Genomic DNA, 18,429 nt, shown 5'->3' on the forward strand with positions numbered 1-18,429 from the left:
GGGTATGACTGATGCTCCTGCCTCCCTGCGTCCTGACGCCCGCCTCGTGCGCCTGCACGCCGAACGCGGCGACCCGCAGGCCCGGCTGGCCGGTGCCCTGGCCGCGCTGGAAGGCGCCGACTGGGGCCTGCTGCTGCGTGATCACGCTGCCCTGGCCCGCCAGCTGGCCGCGCAGCTGGGCAGCGGCACGCTGCGCGTGGACCCCCGCGTCCGCTTTAACCGGGACGCCCTGGCCGACGCCGGACTGGCCGCCGCGACCCTGGACGCCGACTGGCGCGGCGCGCGCGCCGTGTGGCTGATGGAACCCAGCGCGGACGACCTGGACCGCGCCCGCCGCGCTGGGGTGCCCGTGATGGCCGACGCGACCCTCGCCCCGGGCGGCGACTGGTTGCGGCGCGGCGCGGCGCTGGTCGTGTACCGCGACAGCGTGACCCTGACCGGCCACGGCGACGCCCCGCTGACGGCGCTGTTTGGCCCTGCCAGTTGCCCCGACGTGGTGGGCGCGCCGCCCAGTGACCTGAGCGTGTCGCTGGCCCTGCGGGACGCCGCGACCCTGCCGCTGCGACTGGCCCGCGCGGCCCGCACGACCGCGCAACTGGCTGAGCGGCTGGGCGGCGCGGCGCAACCGGCCGGGCCGACCGCGCTGCTGCTGGCCCCGGACGCCGTGGCCGACACGACCGCCCCCTCGGGCGGGGTACTGGCCGCTGCGCGCAGCGTCAGCGGGGGCGTGCTGGTCACGCCGGGCCTGGAGGACCTGAGCGTGACCCTGGCCCTGCTGCAGGGCGAGGCGGCGCAGCAAGGCGCCAGCCATAGTTCTAGCCAGCAAGGTGCCAGCCAGCAGGGTGCCGGCGCCGCGCCCACAGGCCAGGGGCAGGTCAGCCAGGAGAGCGCCGCGCCGCGTGACCCGGAGGCCGCTCAGGGCGACGCGGGGCGCGGCGGCCGGGGCGAGGAGCGCCGTGAGTTCCGGTCCGGCCGTCGCGACCGCCCGGACCGTGGAGGTGACCGCTTCTCACGCGGGCGCCGCGACGAGTTCCGCCGTGAGGGCCGCCCGGACGAGCGTTCCGAGGGCCGCGCTGCCGACGGCCGGAGTGACAGCGCCGCCCGTGACAGCGCCACCCAGGACACCGCCCCCAGGGACGGTGCGGCGCGTGATCTGCCGCAGTCGGACGCACCGCTGCGCGAGGATGCCCGCCCGCAGGGTCGTCCTGCCGACCGGCCGGGCGAGCGGGGCCGTGACCGGTCAGGTGCGGCGCAGCCTGAGCGCGTGACCTTCGAGGCTCCTGCCCACGCCGGTCCTGCACAGGTCAACCCCACACAGTTCAACTCCATCCAGGACAACCCTGTGCAGGACAACCCCGTGCAGGCCGTCCTGGATCGCCCCGCCGCTCCCGTGACGCCCGCCGCTGTGGCCCCTGCGCTGGACTCCGCGCCGGAGGAAACCTGGGAGCCGGAGATCGTGTTCAGCGATTCGCCGTCCAGCACGCCGGAGATCGCCCCGGCGCCGCTGCCCGCGCCGATCAGTACCGGCAGCGCAGACGCGCCCGTGGAGGCGGAACGGCCCGACGTTCAGACCGCCGGGATGTCCGGGTCAGAGGCGACTGGCCTGGAAGCGCCACGGACGGAAGGTCGTGGTGGTCGTGGCCGCAGCGAGGGCCGCAATGAGGGCCGGGGTGCCGGACGCGGTGAGGGCCGCCCTGACCGGGGTGCCGGGCGCCCCGTGCGGGATCGTCAGCCGCTGCCCGTGGCGGACGTGACGCCCGTGCTGCTCACGCCGGACCTGCCGGGCGGCAGGGAGGACCCGGCGGCGGACCTCAGTGACGAGCAGGCGGAGGTGTACGCCCGCCTGCGCGACTGGCGCAACGCCGAGGCCAAGCGGCAGGAGATCAGCCGGTTCATCGTGGCGAGCAACGCGACCCTGGCCGAGATCGCGCGTCGCGTGCCGTACACCGAGGCTGATCTGCACGAGGTGCGCGGCATGGGCCCCGAGCGTCTGCGCAAGTACGGCGAGAAGATTCTGGAAATCGTGCGCGGCTGACACGCGCACTCAGGGGGGCGGCGGGCAGGGGAGACGGACTCCCTGCCCGCCGCCCCCCTGCCGTGTGACGACAGGCCGTGTGTGAACCGGGTCCAATTTGACGGCGAGTCAGGGGATTGACAGGGCTGGCAGATGAGTGCACACTAACGACACCTCAATGTAATCGTTTGCAAGAGTGTTTCCTTGTCTGGGAAACAAGCACCCAGCCGTACTTTTCCACCTGTTTCCGAAATGCCTCGCCGGCCTACGGCGTTGCATGTCCCGTGCCGCCGCGCGCCGCGTGCGGACGTCCGTCTCATTCACCCGCAGGGAGGTGACCCGCATGGCCAGTATTCAGGATGTCGCCCAGCTCGCCCAGGTTTCCACGGCCACCGCCTCCCGCGCGCTGAGCCGCCCCGACATGGTTGCCCAGTCCACCCGCGAACGCGTGCTGAGCGCCGCGCAGCAGCTCGGGTACCAGCCGAACGTGCTGGCCCGTAGCCTGCGCCAGGGCGAGACCCGCACCATCGGCGTGGTCGTCACGGACATCCTGAACCCCTTCCACGCCACGCTCGCCAAGGGCATTCAGGACGCCGCCGACCGGCACGGTTACGTGGCCTTCCTGTTCAACAGCGACGAGGAACCCGCCAAGGAACGCCGCGCCCTGGAAACCCTGCGCGGCCACCTGCCCCAGGGCCTGATCCTGGTCCCCACCAGCGGAGCGCGCGAGCACCTGAAAGCCATGCCGGACCTGCCGGTCGTGGAACTCGACCGCGTGACCGGCAACCCGGACGCCACCACCGTCACCACCGACAACGCAGGCGGCGGCGCGGCCGCCACCCGGCACCTGATCGAATTGGGGCACACCCGCATCGGCATGATCGTGGGCCAGCAGGACATCAGCACCGCCACGCAACGCCACGACGCCTACCGCGCCGCGCTGGAAGCCGCTGGACTGACCTACGACCCGGCCCTGGTCCTGTCCGGCAACCACCGCGAGGACGACGGGTACCGCGCCGCCATGCACCTGCTGAGCCTCCCGGCCGACCGCCGCCCCACCGCGCTGTTCGTGGGGAACAACGAGATGACCGTGGGCGCCGTCCTGGCCGCCCGCGCCCTGAACCTGCACATCCCGGCCGACCTGAGCATCGTGGGCTTCGACGATTCCCGCTGGGCGCAGACCATGACCCCCCCCCTGACCGTCGTGGCGCAGCCCGCCTACGACCTGGGCGTGCAGGCCTGCGAGCAACTGATCGCCCTACTGGGCCGCACCCGCACGAAGTCAGCGGCCCGAGTCCAGCTGCCCACCACCCTGATCATCCGTCACTCCACCGGGCCTCCGGGCCAGCCCAGGGCCAATGCGTCCAGCCGTGATCCAGCCCGCCCCGCCACCTCCAGTCACCCGCCCGTTCCTCCCTCTGCCGGTCCACCCCGCGCCTAGCACTGCCTGCGCCCGGCCTCTGCCCGCCCACCCCGCACCCGACCTCTCATACCCCCCCCCAGGAGACCCACCATGCGCCACGCCAAACTGATCGCCGCCACCGCCGTCCTCGCCAGCGCCGCCGCCTTTACCATCAGCACCGTGCAGGCCCAGAGCAGCGCGCAACCCGTGATCGGCCTGATCACCAAGACCGAAACCAACCCCTTCTTCGTGAAGATGAAAGAGGGCGCGCAGAAGGAAGCCACCCGCCTGGGCGCCAAGCTGCTGACCGCCGCCGGGAAAGCCGACGGTGACAACGCCGGGCAGGTCGCCGCCATCGAGAACATGGTCGCCGCCGGCGCCAAGACCATCCTGATCACCCCCAGCGACTCCAAGGCCATCGTGCCCGCCATCACCAAGGCCCGCGCCGCCGGCGTGATGGTCATCGCGCTCGACAGCCCCACCGAACCTGCCAGCGGCGTCGACGCGCTGTTCGCCACCAACAACTACCAGGCGGGCATCCTGATCGGCCAGTGGGCCAAGAAAGCCATGGGTAACAAGAAAGCCGTGATCGCCGCGCTCGACCTGTTCCCCGGTCACCCGGTCGGCATCGCCCGCCACAACGGCTTCCTGGCCGGCTTCGGCGTCAAGGGCATCACGGCCAGCACCAAGGACATCGTGAACACCGGCGTGGCCTGCGCGCAGGACTCCTTCGGCGACCAGACCAAGGGCCAGACTGCCATGGAAAACTGTCTGCAGAAGAACCCGGACATCAACGTGGTGTACACCATCAACGAACCCGCCGCCGCCGGAGCCTACCAGGCCCTGAAAGCCGCCGGGCGCGAGAAGGACGTGCTGATCGTCTCGGTCGACGGTGGCTGCGCCGGCATCCGCAACGTCGAGGCGGGCGTGATCGGCGCGACCAGCCAGCAGTACCCCCTGAAGATGGCCAGCATGGGCGTCGCCGCCGGCGTGAACTACGCCAAGACCGGCAAGAAGGTCAGCGGCTACACCGACACCGGCGTCACCCTGATCACCAACAAGGCCGCCGCGGGCGTCAAGAGCCAGAACGGCAAGTTCGGCCTCGCCAACTGCTGGGGTCAGTAAGTCCGCGCGGGTCAGGGACCCAGGCACCACCTGAAGTTCCTGACCCACCCCCAGCGCGGGTTCACCTTCCACACTGGCCCAGCTGTTCCCCTACCGGAGTCACGTCAGCGGTCACCACCGCCCAGCCGTGACTCTTTTTTCTTCCCCCCCACCCGGAGAACCCTGCGTATGACGCCACCCACTGCGCCACCCACCGCCGCGCCCGCCGCCCGCACCGGACTGAAACTCCCGAACCTCAGCACGCTGGGCCCCCTGATCGCCCTGCTGGTCGCCTGCATCTTCTTTGCCACGCAGTCCGACCGCTTCCTCACGCTGGGCACCTTCTCCCTGATCCTGCAGCAGGCGTCGTTCATCGGCGTGATCGCCATCGCGCAGACCCTGATCATCCTGACCGCCGGCATCGACCTGAGCTGCGGCATGATCATGGCACTGGCCAGCATGGTGATCGGCAAACTGGCCGTCGAGCAGGGCGTGCCCATTCCGCTGGCGATCCTGGCGGGCTTCGCGGTCGGCGCGTTCGTCGGCTGGCTGAACGGCCTGCTGATCACGAAATGGAAACTCCCGCCGTTCATCGTGACGCTCGGCATGTACTCCATCGTGTTTGCCGCCGTGAAGATCTACTCGAAGGCCACCAGCGTCCCCATGCCCGCCGACGGCCTGACCTTCCTCGCGCAGCGCTTCACGGTGTTCGGCACGCCGTTCACGTACGGCAGCCTGCTGATGGTCGCGCTGTTCTTCGCCACGTGGCTGTACCTGAACTTCACTGCGCCGGGCCGGCACATCTACGCGCTGGGCAACAACCCCGAAGCGGTGCGCCTGAGCGGCATTCCCCAGAACCGCCTGCTGCTCAGCGTGTACACCTTCGCCGGCGTGCTGTACGGCGTGGCGGCCCTGCTGCTGCTCGAACGCATCGGCGGCGCGTCCCCCGAGGCCGGCACCACCGAGAACCTGGAGAGCATCACGGCCGTCGTGATCGGCGGCACCAGCCTGTTCGGCGGGCGCGGCAACGTGATGGGTACCCTGATCGGCGTGCTGATTGTCGGCGTGTTCCGCTCGGGCCTGACCTTCATGGGCCTGGACAGCGTGTACCAGAACCTGATCACCGGCATCCTGATCATCCTGGCGGTCGCCACCGACCAGTTCTCCCGGAGGAAGTCATGACCGCTGCGACCATGCCCGTTCCCACCCCCGCCCATACCCCGGCGCCGCTGGTCATGCAGGCGCGCGGCCTGATCAAACGCTACGGGCACGTGACCGCCATCAACGGCGCGGACTTCGAACTGCGGCCCGGCGAGATCATGGCCGTCATCGGCGACAACGGCGCGGGCAAGAGCAGCCTGATCAAGGCGCTGTCCGGCGCGGTCATTCCCGACGAGGGCGAGATCCTGCTGGACGGCAAGCCCGTGCACTTCCGCACGCCCAGCGACGCCCGCCGCGAAGGCATCGAGACCGTGTACCAGGACCTCGCGGTGGCGCCCGCCATGACCATCGCCGAGAACCTGTTCCTGGGCCGCGAACTGTACGTGCGGGGGCCGCTGGGCAGTCTGCTGAAAGTCATTGACCGCAAGCGCATGCTGACCGAGGCCACGCAGCACATGCAGGGCCTGCAGTTCGCCATCAAGAGCATGAACCAGCCGGTCGAGACGCTCTCCGGCGGGCAGCGGCAGGGCGTCGCCGTGGCCCGCGCCGCCGCCTTCGCCCGGCACGTGGTCATCATGGACGAACCCACCGCCGCGCTCGGCGTGCGCGAGGGCAACATGGTCCTCGACCTGATCCGGCAGGTGCGGGACAAGGGCCTGCCCGTCATCCTGATCAGCCACAACATGCCGCACGTGTTCGAGATCGCCGACCGCATTCACGTGCACCGCATGGGCAAGCGCGCGGCGCTGCTGAACCCCAGGAAGATCAGCATGGCCGACACCGTCTCGGTCATGACCGGAGCCCTGGCCGCCGAGGACCTCAGCGCCGATGTCCTGGCCCACTGAACCCCCACCCGCCGCCCACCCCGCCCGTCCGGCCGACCAGCCGGACGTCGTGCTGGCCCTGGACCTCGGCACCGGCAGCCTGAAAGCGGCGCTGATCACGGCGGGCGGCGACACCCTGCGCCGCGCCGCGCACCCCTACCCGGCCCACAGTCCACAGCCCGGCTGGTCCGAAAGCCACCCGCAGGACTGGTGGGCGGCCGCGCGGGAAGCGGCGCGGGCCGTCCTGCGCGGCACCGACCCGGCGCACGTGCAGGCCGTGACCCTCAGCGGCCAGATGCACGGCGTGACCCTGACTGCTCCCACCGGCGAGGCCCTGCGCCCCGCCGTGCTGTGGTCCGACACGCGCAGCGCCCCGCAACTCACGGCGTACCACGCGCTGCCAGAGCCGTTGCTGCGCCACCTGCGCAACCCGCCCGTCACGGGATTCGCCGGCCCCACCCTGCTGTGGCTGGCCGCGCAGGAACCCGCCACCCTGGCAGCCGCCCGCTGGGCGCTGCAACCCAAGGACTGGCTGCGCCTGCACCTGACCGGCGAGGCCGCCACCGACCCCTCGGACGCCTCGGGCACGCTGCTGTTCGACCCGCAGCGGCAGGACTGGCACACCGAACTGCTGGACCGCCTGGGCCTCCCGGCCGCGCTGCTGCCCCCCATCCGGCCGTCCGGCAGCGTCGCCGGATTTCTGCGTGAGACGCCCGCCCGCGACCTGGGGCTCCCGCCGGGCCTGCCTGTCATGACCGGCGCGGCCGACACCGCCGCCGCCCTGCACGCCGCCGACCTCACCCCCGGTGAGGCGCAACTGACCGTCGGGACCGGCGCGCAACTCGCGCTGAGCCGCGCCGACCTGCCCGAACCGCACGGCGCGCTGCACGCCTTCCGGGACGCCACGCAGGGCTGGTACCTGCTGGCCGCCGTGCAGAACGCCGGCAACGTGCTGGAATGGGTGCGCCGCACCCTGCGCCTCTCCTGGCCGGACATGTACCTCGGCGCGCAGCAGGCCGACGGGGACCCCGCCCCGCTGTTCCTGCCGTACCTGACCGGCGACCGCACCCCCCACCTGGACCCCCATGCCCGCGCCGGCTGGCTGGGCCTGAGCGCCGACCATGACCCCGGCCACCTCGCCTACGCCGCCTTCGAGGGCGTGGCCCTGTCCATCGCGCAGGCCGCCGAACTGCTGAACCTGCCCCGGGCGCAGCCCCTGCGCCTTGCCGGGGGCGGCACCCTGGACCCCTGGTGGCAGCAACTGCTCTCCGACGCCCTGAACCGCCCGCTGCACGTCACGAACGTCCCCGACGCCTCGCTGCGCGGCGCGGCCCGCCTCGCCTGGACCGGCCTGGGCGTTCCCTGGACGGCCCCCGCTCCCACCGTCACCGCCACTCTGACCCCCAACGCGCAGCGCATCCCGTCCGCCCGCCGCGCCGGATTCCGCAGCGCGTACCACGTCCTGAAATACAGCGGGTAGCGGCAGAACATCCGTGCAGAGTGGGGGAGAGGCCGCCTTCCCCCGGAATCAGCGGGCGGGGGTCAGCGGGTAGGGGTCAGGGGCCGCCCGTCCCGCAGCCACAGGTGCAGGGCGCACACGCCCAGCAGCACGCCCAGCGGGAACGGCACGTCGCCCAGGTCCAGGCGGATGTCCACGCCCCGCGTGAACGACCCGAACCTCCCACGCACCTCGCCCGCGTAGTGCCGCAGGGTCACGTCCTGCCCCGCCGTGAAGTTGCCGTAGCGGCCGGTCACGCCGTCCGGCGAGAATTGCAGGGTCACGTCAATGCCGTCCATGAAGCTGCCCAGCCGGACGCGCATCACGCCTGCCTCGATGGTCGCCTGCACGTCCCAGCCGCTTGTGACGCCGCCCACGCGGCCCGTCAGACCGCCCGTGGCCAGCCACACCTGCACGTCCGTGCCGTCCGTGAAGCCCCCCACCCGCGCGCTCAGGCGCGAACCGTCCCACTGTGCGCTCAGCGCCAGCCCTTCCGTCACGCTGCCAAACCGGCCCTCTAAACTCATGCTGCCCAGCCTAGAAAACCAACTCTGGCAGAAGCCTGACGGACACGGAGAGTGAGAGGAGTGAACAGTTGAAAGTTGATGGTCGATGGAAGGGACTTCCCCTCTATCAACCATCAACTTTCAACCATTGACGCTGTTTACAGTTCCAGCAGCATCCGCGCCGGGTCTTCCAGCAGGTTCTTGATTGTCACGAGGAACTGCACGGCTTCCTTCCCGTCGATGATGCGGTGATCGTACGACAGGGCGATGTACATCATGGGCGCGATGACGACCTGCCCGTTCTGCGCGATAGGCCGCTCGATGATGTTGTGCATGCCCAGGATGGCGCTCTGCGGGGCGTTGATGATGGGCGTGCTCATCATGGACCCGAAGGTGCCGCCGTTCGTGATGCTGAACGTGCCGCCGCTCATGTCTTCCAGGGTCAGTTTCCCGGCCTTGGCTTTCTGCGCGAAGCCGCCGATGGCCTTCTCGATCCCGGCGAGGCTCATCTGTTCGGTGTCCCGCAGGACCGGCACGACCAGTCCGCGCTCACTGGCGACCGCGATGCCGATGTCGTAGAAGCCGTGGTAGATGATGTCCTTGCCTTCCACGCTGGCGTTCACGACCGGGAAGGCCCTGAGGGCCTCGGTGGCGGCGCGCACGAACAGGCTCATGAAGCCCAGTTTCACGCCGTGCTTGTTCACGAACTGATCCTGGTACTTCTTGCGCAGGTCCATGGCGGGCTGCATGTTCACTTCGTTGAAGGTCGTGAGGATCGCGGCGGTGTTCTGCACGTCCTTCAGGCGCTCGCTGATGCGCTGGCGGATCCGGGTCATGGGGACGCGCTGTTCGGGGCGCGCGCCGGCCGGAACGCTGGCCGCCGGGGCGGGCGCGGCCGGGGTGCTGGCCGGAGCCTGCTGGCCCACGGCGCCCATGGCGTCGGCCTTGGTGATGTTGCCTTTCGGGCCGGTCGCGGGAATCTGCGCGGGGTTCAGGTTGTTCTCCAGGACCACCTTGCGCACCGCCGGGGACAGGTCCTCACGGCGGGCCGCGTCTGCCGGAGCGGCAGCAGCGGGAGCCCCGGCGGGCGTGGCCGCAGCAGCCGGGGCCTCTGCGGGGACCGCGGTTTCGGGGGCCGGGGCGCTGCCCGCGTCCCCCACGACGCCCAGCGTTTCCTCGCTGAGGACCGTGTCGCCCTCCTGCTTGGCGATGCTGGTCAGCACGCCGTCCTGCAACGCCGTGACTTCCAGCACGACCTTGTCAGTCTCGATTTCAGCCAGGACCTCGCCGCGCTTGACCGCGTCGCCGGGCTTCTTGTGCCATGTCAGCAGCGTACCCTCGCTGACAGACTCGGAAAAAACAGGAACTTTGATGTCCGCCATAACGCTCTCAGTTATACCCCTCCGGGACTGTGACTGGGGCGGGGACGCCCCCACCGCTCCCCAATACTGCAGGTGAGCGGGCGGACCGCCCCCGGAGGAACGGCCCGCCCACAGCAACGGTCAGGGGGTGCGGGGCGGCTCAGCCCTGCTGCTTGGCGACTTCGGCCAGTTCCTTCTGATCCTCGACCACTTCACGGTTCAGTTTCTCACCCAGCGCATCGGCGATGACCCGGGCCTGCTCCTTGGCGTGCACGCTGGCGTACCCGGCGGCCGTGCTGGCGCTGCGGGCGCGGCTGGAGTGCGTGAGCGTCTGCCCGTCCGTCAGGAGTTTCTCCAGGTCTTCCCAGATCATCAGCCACGCGCCCTGGTTCTCGGGTTCTTCCTGTGCCCACACGACCTGCGCGCCGGGGTGGCGGGCCAGTTCGGCGGCCAGCGCCTCGGCCGGGAAGGGGTACAGCTGCTCCAGGCGGACCAGCGCGACCCCCTCGTGCCCCTGCTCGTCGGCGCGTCGGGCCTCGCTGAGTTCCCAGTGCAGTTTGCCGCTGCTGATGACCACGCGGCGCGCGCCGGTCACCTCGGCGTCCCCGATGACCTCCTGGAAGCGGCCCTCGGCCAGTTCCGACAGGGGGCTCATGGCCAGCTTGTTGCGCAGCAGGCTCTTGGGCGTCATGACGATCAGCGGCTTGCGGTACGGGCGCAGCACCTGACGGCGCAGCAGGTGGAAGATCTGCGCGGCGCTGCTGGGCACCACGACCTGCATGTTCTTCTGCGCGCACAGCTGCAGGTACCGCTCCAGGCGGGCGCTGCTGTGCTCGGGCCCCGCGCCCTCGTACCCGTGCGGGAGCAGCAGGGTCAGGCCGCTCAGGCGCTGCCACTTGCTCTCACCGGCCGCGATGAACTGATCGATGACGGTCTGCGCGCCGTTGGCGAAGTCACCGAACTGCGCTTCCCAGGCGATCAGGGCGTTCGGTTCACTGGTCGAGTACCCGTACTCGAAGGCCATGACGGCCTCCTCGGACAGCGTCGAGTCGATGACTTCCACCTTGCCCTGCCCGTCACGCAGGTGCCCCAGCGCCATGTACTCCTCGTTCATGGGGTCCTGACCGTTCTGGTCGTGCAGCACGGCGTGACGGTGCACGAAGGTCCCGCGCCCGCTGTCCTGACCGACCAGCCGCACGCCGTACCCCTCATCCAGCAGGCTCGCGTAGGCCAGCATCTCGCCCATGCCCCAGTCGAGCGGCTGCTCACCCTTCGCCATCGCCCGGCGCGGCCCGATGACCGTGCGCTCGATGGTGCGGTGCACCTTGAACTCTGCGGGCACCTCGGCCAGCTGCGCGCCCAGCGCCTCCAGTTTCTCGCGGGACACGGCGGTCGGCACCTCGTCCTGCCACTGGGTGTCGGTGTACCCGGACCAGTCCACGGCCAGCTTGCTCTGCGCGAGGTTCTCCATCTCGGTCACGACCGGCTCGGCGCGGTCCAGGCGGTCGCGGTACTGCTCGACCATCTGATCGCCCTCGCCCGACTTGAGCACGCCCGCCTTCTCTAGGCTGGCGGCGTACAGCGACCGCGTGCCCGGGTGCTTGTCGATCTCGCGGTACATGATGGGCTGCGTCATGCGCGGCTCGTCGCCCTCGTTGTGCCCGTTGCGGCGGAAGCAGATCAGGTCGACGAACACGTCCTTGCCGAACTCCTGCCGGTACGCCAGCGCCAGATCACCGCAGAACGCCACGGCCTCGGGATCGTCACCGTTCACGTGCAGCACGGGCGCGTTGGCGATCTTGGCCACGTCGGTGCAGTAGCGGCTGCTGCGGGTGTCGCGCGGGTCGCTGATCGTGAAGCCCACCTGGTTGTTGATCACGATGCGCACGGCACCGCCGGTCGCGAAGCCACGCAGGCGCGACAGGTTCAGGGTCTCCATGACCACGCCCTGCCCGCTCACGGCGGCGTCGCCGTGCACGGTGATGGGCAGCACGCTGCGGCGCGACTCGTCACCCCGGCGGTCCTGGCGGGCGCGGACACTGCCGTGCACGACGGGAGCCACGATCTCCAGGTGGCTGGGGTTGAACGCCAGCGCCAGGTGCATGGCGCCGCCCGGCGTGCGCACGTCACTGGAGTACCCCATGTGGTACTTCACGTCGCCGGCCACGTCCGGGTTGTCGCTGAGTTTCTTCTTGCCGTCGAACTCGTCGAACAGCACACTGGCGGGCTTCCCGAAGATGTTCACCAGGGTGTTCAGGCGGCCACGGTGGGCCATGCCAATCACGACTTCCTTCACGCCCTGCACGCCCGCCTGCTGAATCACGCGGTCGAGGAGCGTGATGAAGCTCTCGCCGCCTTCCAGACCAAACCGCTTGACGCCCGGGTACTTGTTCTTCAGGTACAGTTCGAGGCCCTCGGCGGCGTTCAGTTTGTACATGAACCGCCGGCGCTCTTCGGCGGAGTACACGCCCCGGCCCCGGTTCTCCTCGATGCGCCCCTGGAACCACGCGCGTTCCGTGGCGGGCAGGTAACTGAACTCGAACCCGATGGTCCCGCAGTACGTTTCGTGCAGCTGCGCGATCACGTCCCGCAGCGGTCCGCTGAACGGCCCGTCGTGCACCTGCTCGCTCAGGTCAGCGGCCGACAGCCCGTAGTACTCGGGCGTCAGTTCCGGCACGACCGGCAGGCCACGGATGGTCAGCGGGTTGGTGCGCGCACTGATGTGCCCGTACACGCGGTACGCCGTGATCAGCGCTCCCGCCGCCTGCTGCGCCCCACTGACACCCTGCGGCGCCGGAACGACCGCGCCGCCCCGGCGCTGCGTGCCCAGCTCGTAGAACGCCTGCTGAATGGCTGAATGAGGCGTTTCCTGCGCGCCTCCACGAAGTTCATCGAAGTAGGAACGCCACTCGGGATCCACACTCTGCGGGTCGGCCAGGTACGCCTCGTACAAACCCTCGATAAAGGCTGCGTTCCCGCCTGACATGATCGTCTGCGACTGCGTCATAACACCTCAGCATACCCCCGCTGCGCGCCGGAAATGGCACCTGCCCACCCGCGTCATGTTCCCCCGCGCGTACCACCCGCCCCGCCCCCCACGCACCCGTAAAGAGAGCGGCCCGTACCCACCCTGCCCCCGCCACCCTTTAAGCTGGTGGTATGCAACTCCTGTCCCGCCTTGCCACCGCCCTGGGCCTGATCATTCTGGTCGTCGCCGCGATCCTGCTTGGCAAGGACGTGATCGACATCAACCAGTTGCACGCCGTGGCGAACGCCAACCGCAGCACCAACTTCCCCAGCCCCCTGAACGGCGTGCTGATCACCGCCGGACTGGCCGCGCTGGGCGGTCTGCTGACCGGCCTGGGCCTGAGCCTCCCCGCCCGCCGCGGCCCCCGAAACCCCCGCTGACCGCGCGCAGACTGAGCGCACCACTGGCCCGCGCCTGATCTGCCCATGCGCGGGCGCGGGCGGCGCGCTAGAACAGGGGGCACACCCATGCCCACCCACCCTGCCCAGCCCCAGCTACCAGAGCCGCAGCCGACAGTGACCCGGCCAACAGAGCGCCGGCCCGCGTGCCGCCTGCCGCCGGGCCGCCTGACTGCCGCCTGCCTGACCCTGGCGGCCCTGCTGCTGACCCCCGCGCACGCCGCGCCCGTGACCGTCACCGCCGCCTGGAGCGGAACCGCGTACCGCCTGAGCCTGCGCGGCCTGAACGCCACCGACGGCACGCTGCGAGCGGAACCCGACGGCAGCGGCGCCACCCTGACCTTCCGCGCCACGCTGCCCCCCCTGAACCGCACCGTCAGCACCGCCACGGGCGACCTGACCATCAGCATCAAGGGCCATACCGTCACGGCCCGCACCGCCGACAGGCGACCCCTGCGCGTGAACCTCAGCCACATCCGGCCCGGCGTGATCCCCGGCCAGGACGCCACCACCGCCATCGACCTGTACCCACCGGAAAGCTGGACGGAGTACCAGCCGGAACCCACCACGCCCTGCACCCCCAGCAGTCCAGGCGCAGACATGCCCGGCGCGGGCGTGCCGGAACTGCCGTACCAGCCGCCCACCTTCGCCAGTGGCCCCGTCGGGTTCTACCTCGCGCAGATCGACCCGCGCACCGGCACGCCCCTGCGCGTCATCACACACGACCCCGACAGCCTCTACCCGCTGGCCAGCACCTACAAACAGGTGATCGCCTGGGCCGCCTACCGCGACATCAACGCCGGAACCCTGACCCTGAACACCCGCCTGAGCGTCACCGAAGCCAACCGCAGCATCGAAACGTACCAGCCGGGCAACCGCACCGTGCAGAACCTCATCACGCAGGCCATCACCCGCAGCGAGAACACCGCCAGCGACGTCCTGCACCTGCACCTGACCCCCGAACGCGTACAGGCCCTCGTGAACGCCCACGGCACCTGCCACACCCGCGTGAACATGACCACCAAAGCCTGGTGGGCCGCGCAGGCCGGACTGCTGCCCGGCGTGTACGGCCCGCACCTGCCCACCGGCGCGCAGCAGGCCTTCACCGCCCCGCCCGAACAGCAGGCCGCCACCGCCGCGCAGGCCGTCACGCAAGCACAGACCCTGAACGCCGACACCCTCCTGAACGCCCTGGACCGGTACTTCTACAGCCCCACGTACCACCCGCAGACCGAGGTGTACCTGCAAAACCGCAGCACCCCCTGCGAATGGGCCACCCTGATCACTCGCCAGTACCTGGACCCCACCCTGACCCCCACCAACCGCAGCGCCCTGCGCCGCACCCTGGCCCAGGGCTGCTGCCGCGTGAACGACCCCAGCGTCACCTACTGGGGCAGCAAAGCCGGCAGCGGCTGGCGCAACCTGACCATGAGCGGCCTGCTCACCCTGAACACCGGGCAGACCTTCGTGTACACGTACTTCAACACCGGCTCGGACCTCATGGACAGCGCCCTGATCGAACAGCAACTCCCCAGCGTCGCGCAGTACATCCTGCAAAACGCCCGGCGAATCGGAAAGAGCACGCCCTGAGCCTGCCGGGGCAACACCGTCGCGGGCGACCCCTCAGTCGGCTGCGCCGACAGCTCCCCTTGAGGGGAGCCAGGGACACCCCCGCTCACGCCCCGCACCGTCCGAAGCGGCCCAGCGCCGCGCGCCCTTCCGGCGTGCCGCCCGGCACCTCCGCGCCCGCCAGCGAGATGAACGACCACCCGCCCCGCGCGCCATGCTCCAGCACCAGATAATGCGTCCCGGCCCCCAGCGTCCGCGCCAGCGTCGGCCCGCGCCACCCCGCCACGCCATGCCCCGAGTACGCCGCGTACGGCCCGGACACGCCCACCGCGCCCCAGCCGCTCGGTACGAAGTCCGGCTGCCCCGCCCCCACCGGCACGCCCGGCCCGACCAGCCACAGGCGGGGACGGTACGCCGCGTCACATGCGGAACTGACGAACACCGCCACGTCCAGGCGGAAGCCCGCCCCGGTCGTCAGGGCGTACCAGTCGCGGCCCCCCGCGCGGCCCTGCACGGTGATGACCTTCGACACGGTCGGCTGCGGCACCCGGAACGCCGAATCCAGCGTGCCGCTGCCCGGATTGAACAGCGGCTGATGCGCCCCCGCCCCCGCGCAGAGAAGGAAACCCGCGAGGGTCACGGCGCGCCACACCCGGAGGTCGCTCATACCCGCAGTGTGAACGCAGGGAGAGTCGCGTTCCGTAGGCGAAGGCGCAACCAGCAGGGGAAGACCTACTCGCCCGGCGTGATCACGGCCTGCACGCGCCCGACCTGCCCGCCCGTCAGGCGCACCTTGATCCCGTGCGGATGCGACGGCGAACGCGTGAGCAGTGCCGCCACCACGCCCCGCGTCAGCCGTCCGGTCGGCTGATCCTGCTTCTGAACGATGTCCACGGTCACGCCGGGCTGAATCTGCGAACGGAGGGGAGGCATGGAATCAGGGTACGGGACTCCGCTACGTAGCGTGTCCTTTGTGTAAGGGCACAAGCTGCATTCAGGTACACCCTTCGCGCATGTGGGACAGAGAGGAAGATGACGGTGTGTTTGCAGATCGCAAAAATATTTATAATTCACCAGATCTTGCATTTAAATTGAATAAGATAGATATAATTATGCTCAAGTAAAATAGTTTTTAAGGATGCTCATGCAAAATAATTGGTTAATGACTACTCAAAATCGGGTAGGTATCTATCGTATTTTTGGTAAATGTGTACAATGCTGCCAATCAGAAACTCTGTCAGCTTTTGCCATGTTTCCACTGTATAAGATTGAGTGTCGAATTTATGATCATGAACTAAGTCATTTCGTATACTATATATGAGCGGGGCTGGATTAAATATTTTTAAATTAGATGCACCTTGTCCCTTTACAGATTTGAGCAAATAAAGCAGTCGGGGTGGTAGATCTTCAAATAGTGACGCCAGAGAATCTCTTTCTCTTGGTCTCCAGCTGATTATTTTATCAATTCCGGCATCAAATGTCTTGAAATCACAAGATATCAGCTTGTTGTTACTCAATTTTATGTAGTCCGGTAGGTAATACAGAGACTCTATTATTCTATAAAGATAAAGAAATGCGTTGTCCCACCTATCTGTCAGTATGGCTGAAATTATTGGATTCATGGGAATCTTTTTACTACATACTAGGTTTGTTAAGCCTACCGAAGCTAAAAGGAAATCTTCTGAGTGATTTATTCTGAGTGCGCTTCTGTTATGGGCTATATAATCAAATACATAGTCTATATCACTACTATATTCGTCCGATATTTCAAAAATTCCCATTGGAATAAAATATTTTAGCAATACTTCTATATCATGCCCTTGATATTGACTGTAGGATTCCTTTGATATTCCTCCTATGTCATTCTCCAGTTGTTGGGTATCTATATCGAACGACAAATGCGGCCTAGTTAAATAAATTGCCGCTACAGTGAGGGGATCAGTATCTTTCGGTATATACAAAGAATCACTAGAGGTCTTATGATTAAAATCGGTTAAAAAAATGAAATACCTATCATTATAAGTTAGTTTATAAAACCTTTTGGTCTCGGAATATGAATATAAGAGATCAAGAACTCTTAATCCTGATATTAGATTATTAGCTGATCTTTCGCTGGATATCCATCTTGTGCCAGGCGATATCGAAAATCCTATAGATTCTAATTCTTTGCTTAGTCTAGCAAAAATTTCTGAATTTATATCTTTAACACTTTTGGACACTAATAAGCCCTCCAGCAGGGCGTCATATCAGATAATTCTCCATCTGAATCGAAAAGCGCTGTGAAAGCTTTAGTGAAAAAAGTCCTTTCAAAATCCCCAACTTTTCCCGTTTTCTTCTCCAGTAATTGACTCAAACGTTCCAAATCAAGAAAATCTCGCTTGCCTTCGCTGCTCATGGAGCAGAATTTGTTAACCAATCGATCGACAATGGTGGTCAATTGTTTTATGCGCTGATTTTGTTCTTCGATGTCTCTATCTGCCCCCGGACGGCCGATGCAAAATATAGCCGCCGCGTTAACAAATCCAACGCACGCAGTTTGACTCTTGAATAAGTCCTTGCCTTTAGAAAAGCGTTTATTATCTGTGTCTGGGTCGGTTAAAGTACTAAAGGCCTTGTCTATTTTTACCAATGAAGACAAGACGACATGGAATTTACTAGATAAATTAAAATCGCCAGTGGCATTAATAAAATCTAGTTTAACGAATTCATCAGTGAGTTTTTCTTTAGAATCCACGTCTTCTTTGCGCGACCCAAACACGAGGAATAATTCTATGAGGTCATCGCTTTGATACTGACCACCAGTGGATCTTCGCCTTCCATCGTCAGAAGAAAATATCTCGATGCCCTCAACGGTGCTGGCAATTTCATTTATTACTGGGTTGTAGATTACTTCGAATTGACGTCTAAGGTTCCATGGTATCTGTCCGGTATTGAGAATCAGCATACGATAAAGTAGGCTATTGACGCTCTTGGCAAACCATATTTCAATTCTTACAAATTTATCCTTGACGGACGTATCTATTGTGGCGGCTTCCTTCAATGCCGTTGTTCTTTGCATTCCATCAATGATGGAAAGATTGATATCCGAAGATGCTGTAAGTAGTTTGGCTGCAACTTCTATGCTTGCATCATCGCTATTTTTGTCAAAATCAATATCTTTATAAAGCATCCCAATTACTATGGGGGGTAGTACCGCGCCGCTAATTATGTCCTCAACCATTCTACTTCTAATTTGAAGGGCGGTTTTTGTTTTTAAAGCATCTCTCTGTAATAATATTCCGCCTCTGTGTTTATAGGCGTGTTCTATGACATCTAGATAATCTCCGATTCTGAGTACAATTGCTATACTATAGCAGTCTGTCCTATTATCATGGAGAATAATTCGGTTTTCAGGATTGATCCCGCCGTCTCTGTTTTTTTCCATAAATCCTCCTGCTTGCTTAAAGCAAATGAAACGATACTATGAATCACATAGTATTTCTGGGATAAATCTATGCTATAAATTAAGATTAGGCGTAATTGTAGTTGAATATGTAAAGATTGATAAATCTTTATATTAACTCT

At 65.7% G+C, this 18,429-nt stretch carries 15 protein-coding genes; 8 read left to right on the forward strand and 7 right to left on the reverse strand.

All coding sequences use genetic code 11. The features are described 5' to 3' along the window. Nucleotides 1–4: 4 nt before the first annotated feature. The 6 genes from M8445_RS07045 (at nt 5) to M8445_RS07070 (ending at nt 7,985) form a co-directional block, all read left to right on the forward strand. Nucleotides 5–2,035, forward strand: a complete 2,031-nt coding sequence (locus M8445_RS07045; protein WP_273990646.1) for an HRDC domain-containing protein — start codon at nt 5–7, stop codon at nt 2,033–2,035. A 322-nt stretch (nt 2,036–2,357) separates the two neighbouring features. Then, nucleotides 2,358–3,455, forward strand: coding sequence for a LacI family DNA-binding transcriptional regulator (locus M8445_RS07050; RefSeq protein WP_273990648.1), 1,098 nt, complete (start codon nt 2,358–2,360; stop codon nt 3,453–3,455). A gap of 72 nt (nt 3,456–3,527) precedes the next feature. Then, nucleotides 3,528–4,541 (forward strand): sugar ABC transporter substrate-binding protein, encoded by a 1,014-nt coding sequence (locus M8445_RS07055; RefSeq protein ID WP_273990650.1) that lies wholly within the window; start codon nt 3,528–3,530, stop codon nt 4,539–4,541. Between the two features lie 168 nt (nt 4,542–4,709). Further along, nucleotides 4,710–5,702, forward strand: coding sequence for an ABC transporter permease (locus M8445_RS07060; RefSeq protein WP_099749257.1), 993 nt, complete (start codon nt 4,710–4,712; stop codon nt 5,700–5,702). After that, nucleotides 5,699–6,526, forward strand: coding sequence for an ATP-binding cassette domain-containing protein (locus M8445_RS07065; protein WP_273990652.1), 828 nt, complete (start codon nt 5,699–5,701; stop codon nt 6,524–6,526). Before M8445_RS07060 ends, M8445_RS07065 begins: the two co-directional genes overlap by 4 nt. Further along, nucleotides 6,510–7,985 (forward strand): xylulokinase, encoded by a 1,476-nt coding sequence (locus M8445_RS07070; protein WP_273990653.1) that lies wholly within the window; start codon nt 6,510–6,512, stop codon nt 7,983–7,985. The genes M8445_RS07065 and M8445_RS07070 overlap by 17 nt, the downstream gene beginning before the upstream one ends. A 62-nt stretch (nt 7,986–8,047) precedes the next feature. Here M8445_RS07070 and M8445_RS07075 read toward each other — a convergent pair whose 3' ends face one another. The 3 genes from M8445_RS07075 to M8445_RS07085 form a co-directional block, all read right to left on the reverse strand. After that, a complete protein-coding gene (locus tag M8445_RS07075; protein WP_273990654.1) occupies nt 8,048–8,530 on the reverse strand; it encodes a hypothetical protein in 483 nt (160 codons plus the stop codon). A gap of 137 nt (nt 8,531–8,667) precedes the next feature. Beyond that, a complete protein-coding gene (gene odhB / locus M8445_RS07080; RefSeq protein WP_273990655.1) occupies nt 8,668–9,891 on the reverse strand; it encodes a 2-oxoglutarate dehydrogenase complex dihydrolipoyllysine-residue succinyltransferase in 1,224 nt (407 codons plus the stop codon). Nucleotides 9,892–10,030: 139 nt separating this feature from the next. Continuing rightward, nucleotides 10,031–12,877 carry a 2-oxoglutarate dehydrogenase E1 component gene (locus M8445_RS07085; protein WP_273990656.1) on the reverse strand — a complete coding sequence of 949 codons (2,847 nt, stop codon included), beginning with the start codon at nt 12,875–12,877 and terminating at the stop codon, nt 10,031–10,033. Between the two features lie 152 nt (nt 12,878–13,029). On the opposite strand from M8445_RS07085, the gene M8445_RS07090 reads away from it, so the two are divergent. Next, complete coding sequence (locus M8445_RS07090) at nt 13,030–13,278, forward strand: hypothetical protein (RefSeq protein ID WP_273990657.1); 249 nt, start codon at nt 13,030–13,032, stop codon at nt 13,276–13,278. 87 nt (nt 13,279–13,365) lie between these two features. Further along, nucleotides 13,366–14,886, forward strand: a complete 1,521-nt coding sequence (locus M8445_RS07095) for a serine hydrolase (RefSeq protein WP_273990660.1) — start codon at nt 13,366–13,368, stop codon at nt 14,884–14,886. Between the two features lie 85 nt (nt 14,887–14,971). Here M8445_RS07095 and M8445_RS07100 read toward each other — a convergent pair whose 3' ends face one another. The 4 genes from M8445_RS07100 to M8445_RS07115 all read right to left on the reverse strand — a co-directional run bounded on the left by M8445_RS07100 (nt 14,972) and on the right by M8445_RS07115 (nt 18,289). After that, nucleotides 14,972–15,532, reverse strand: coding sequence for a hypothetical protein (locus M8445_RS07100; protein ID WP_273990661.1), 561 nt, complete (start codon nt 15,530–15,532; stop codon nt 14,972–14,974). 65 nt (nt 15,533–15,597) lie between these two features. Further along, nucleotides 15,598–15,798, reverse strand: coding sequence for a YwbE family protein (locus tag M8445_RS07105; RefSeq protein WP_273990663.1), 201 nt, complete (start codon nt 15,796–15,798; stop codon nt 15,598–15,600). Nucleotides 15,799–16,031: 233 nt separating this feature from the next. After that, a complete protein-coding gene (locus M8445_RS07110; protein WP_273990664.1) occupies nt 16,032–17,084 on the reverse strand; it encodes a hypothetical protein in 1,053 nt (350 codons plus the stop codon). Beyond that, on the reverse strand, nt 17,084–18,289 hold the full coding sequence (locus M8445_RS07115) for a hypothetical protein (protein WP_273990665.1): 1,206 nt from the start codon (nt 18,287–18,289) through the stop codon (nt 17,084–17,086). The genes M8445_RS07110 and M8445_RS07115 overlap by 1 nt, the downstream gene beginning before the upstream one ends. Nucleotides 18,290–18,429: the final 140 nt, after the last annotated feature.

This window comes from Deinococcus aquaticus, from assembly GCF_028622095.1.
GTDB lineage: Bacteria > Deinococcota > Deinococci > Deinococcales > Deinococcaceae > Deinococcus > Deinococcus aquaticus.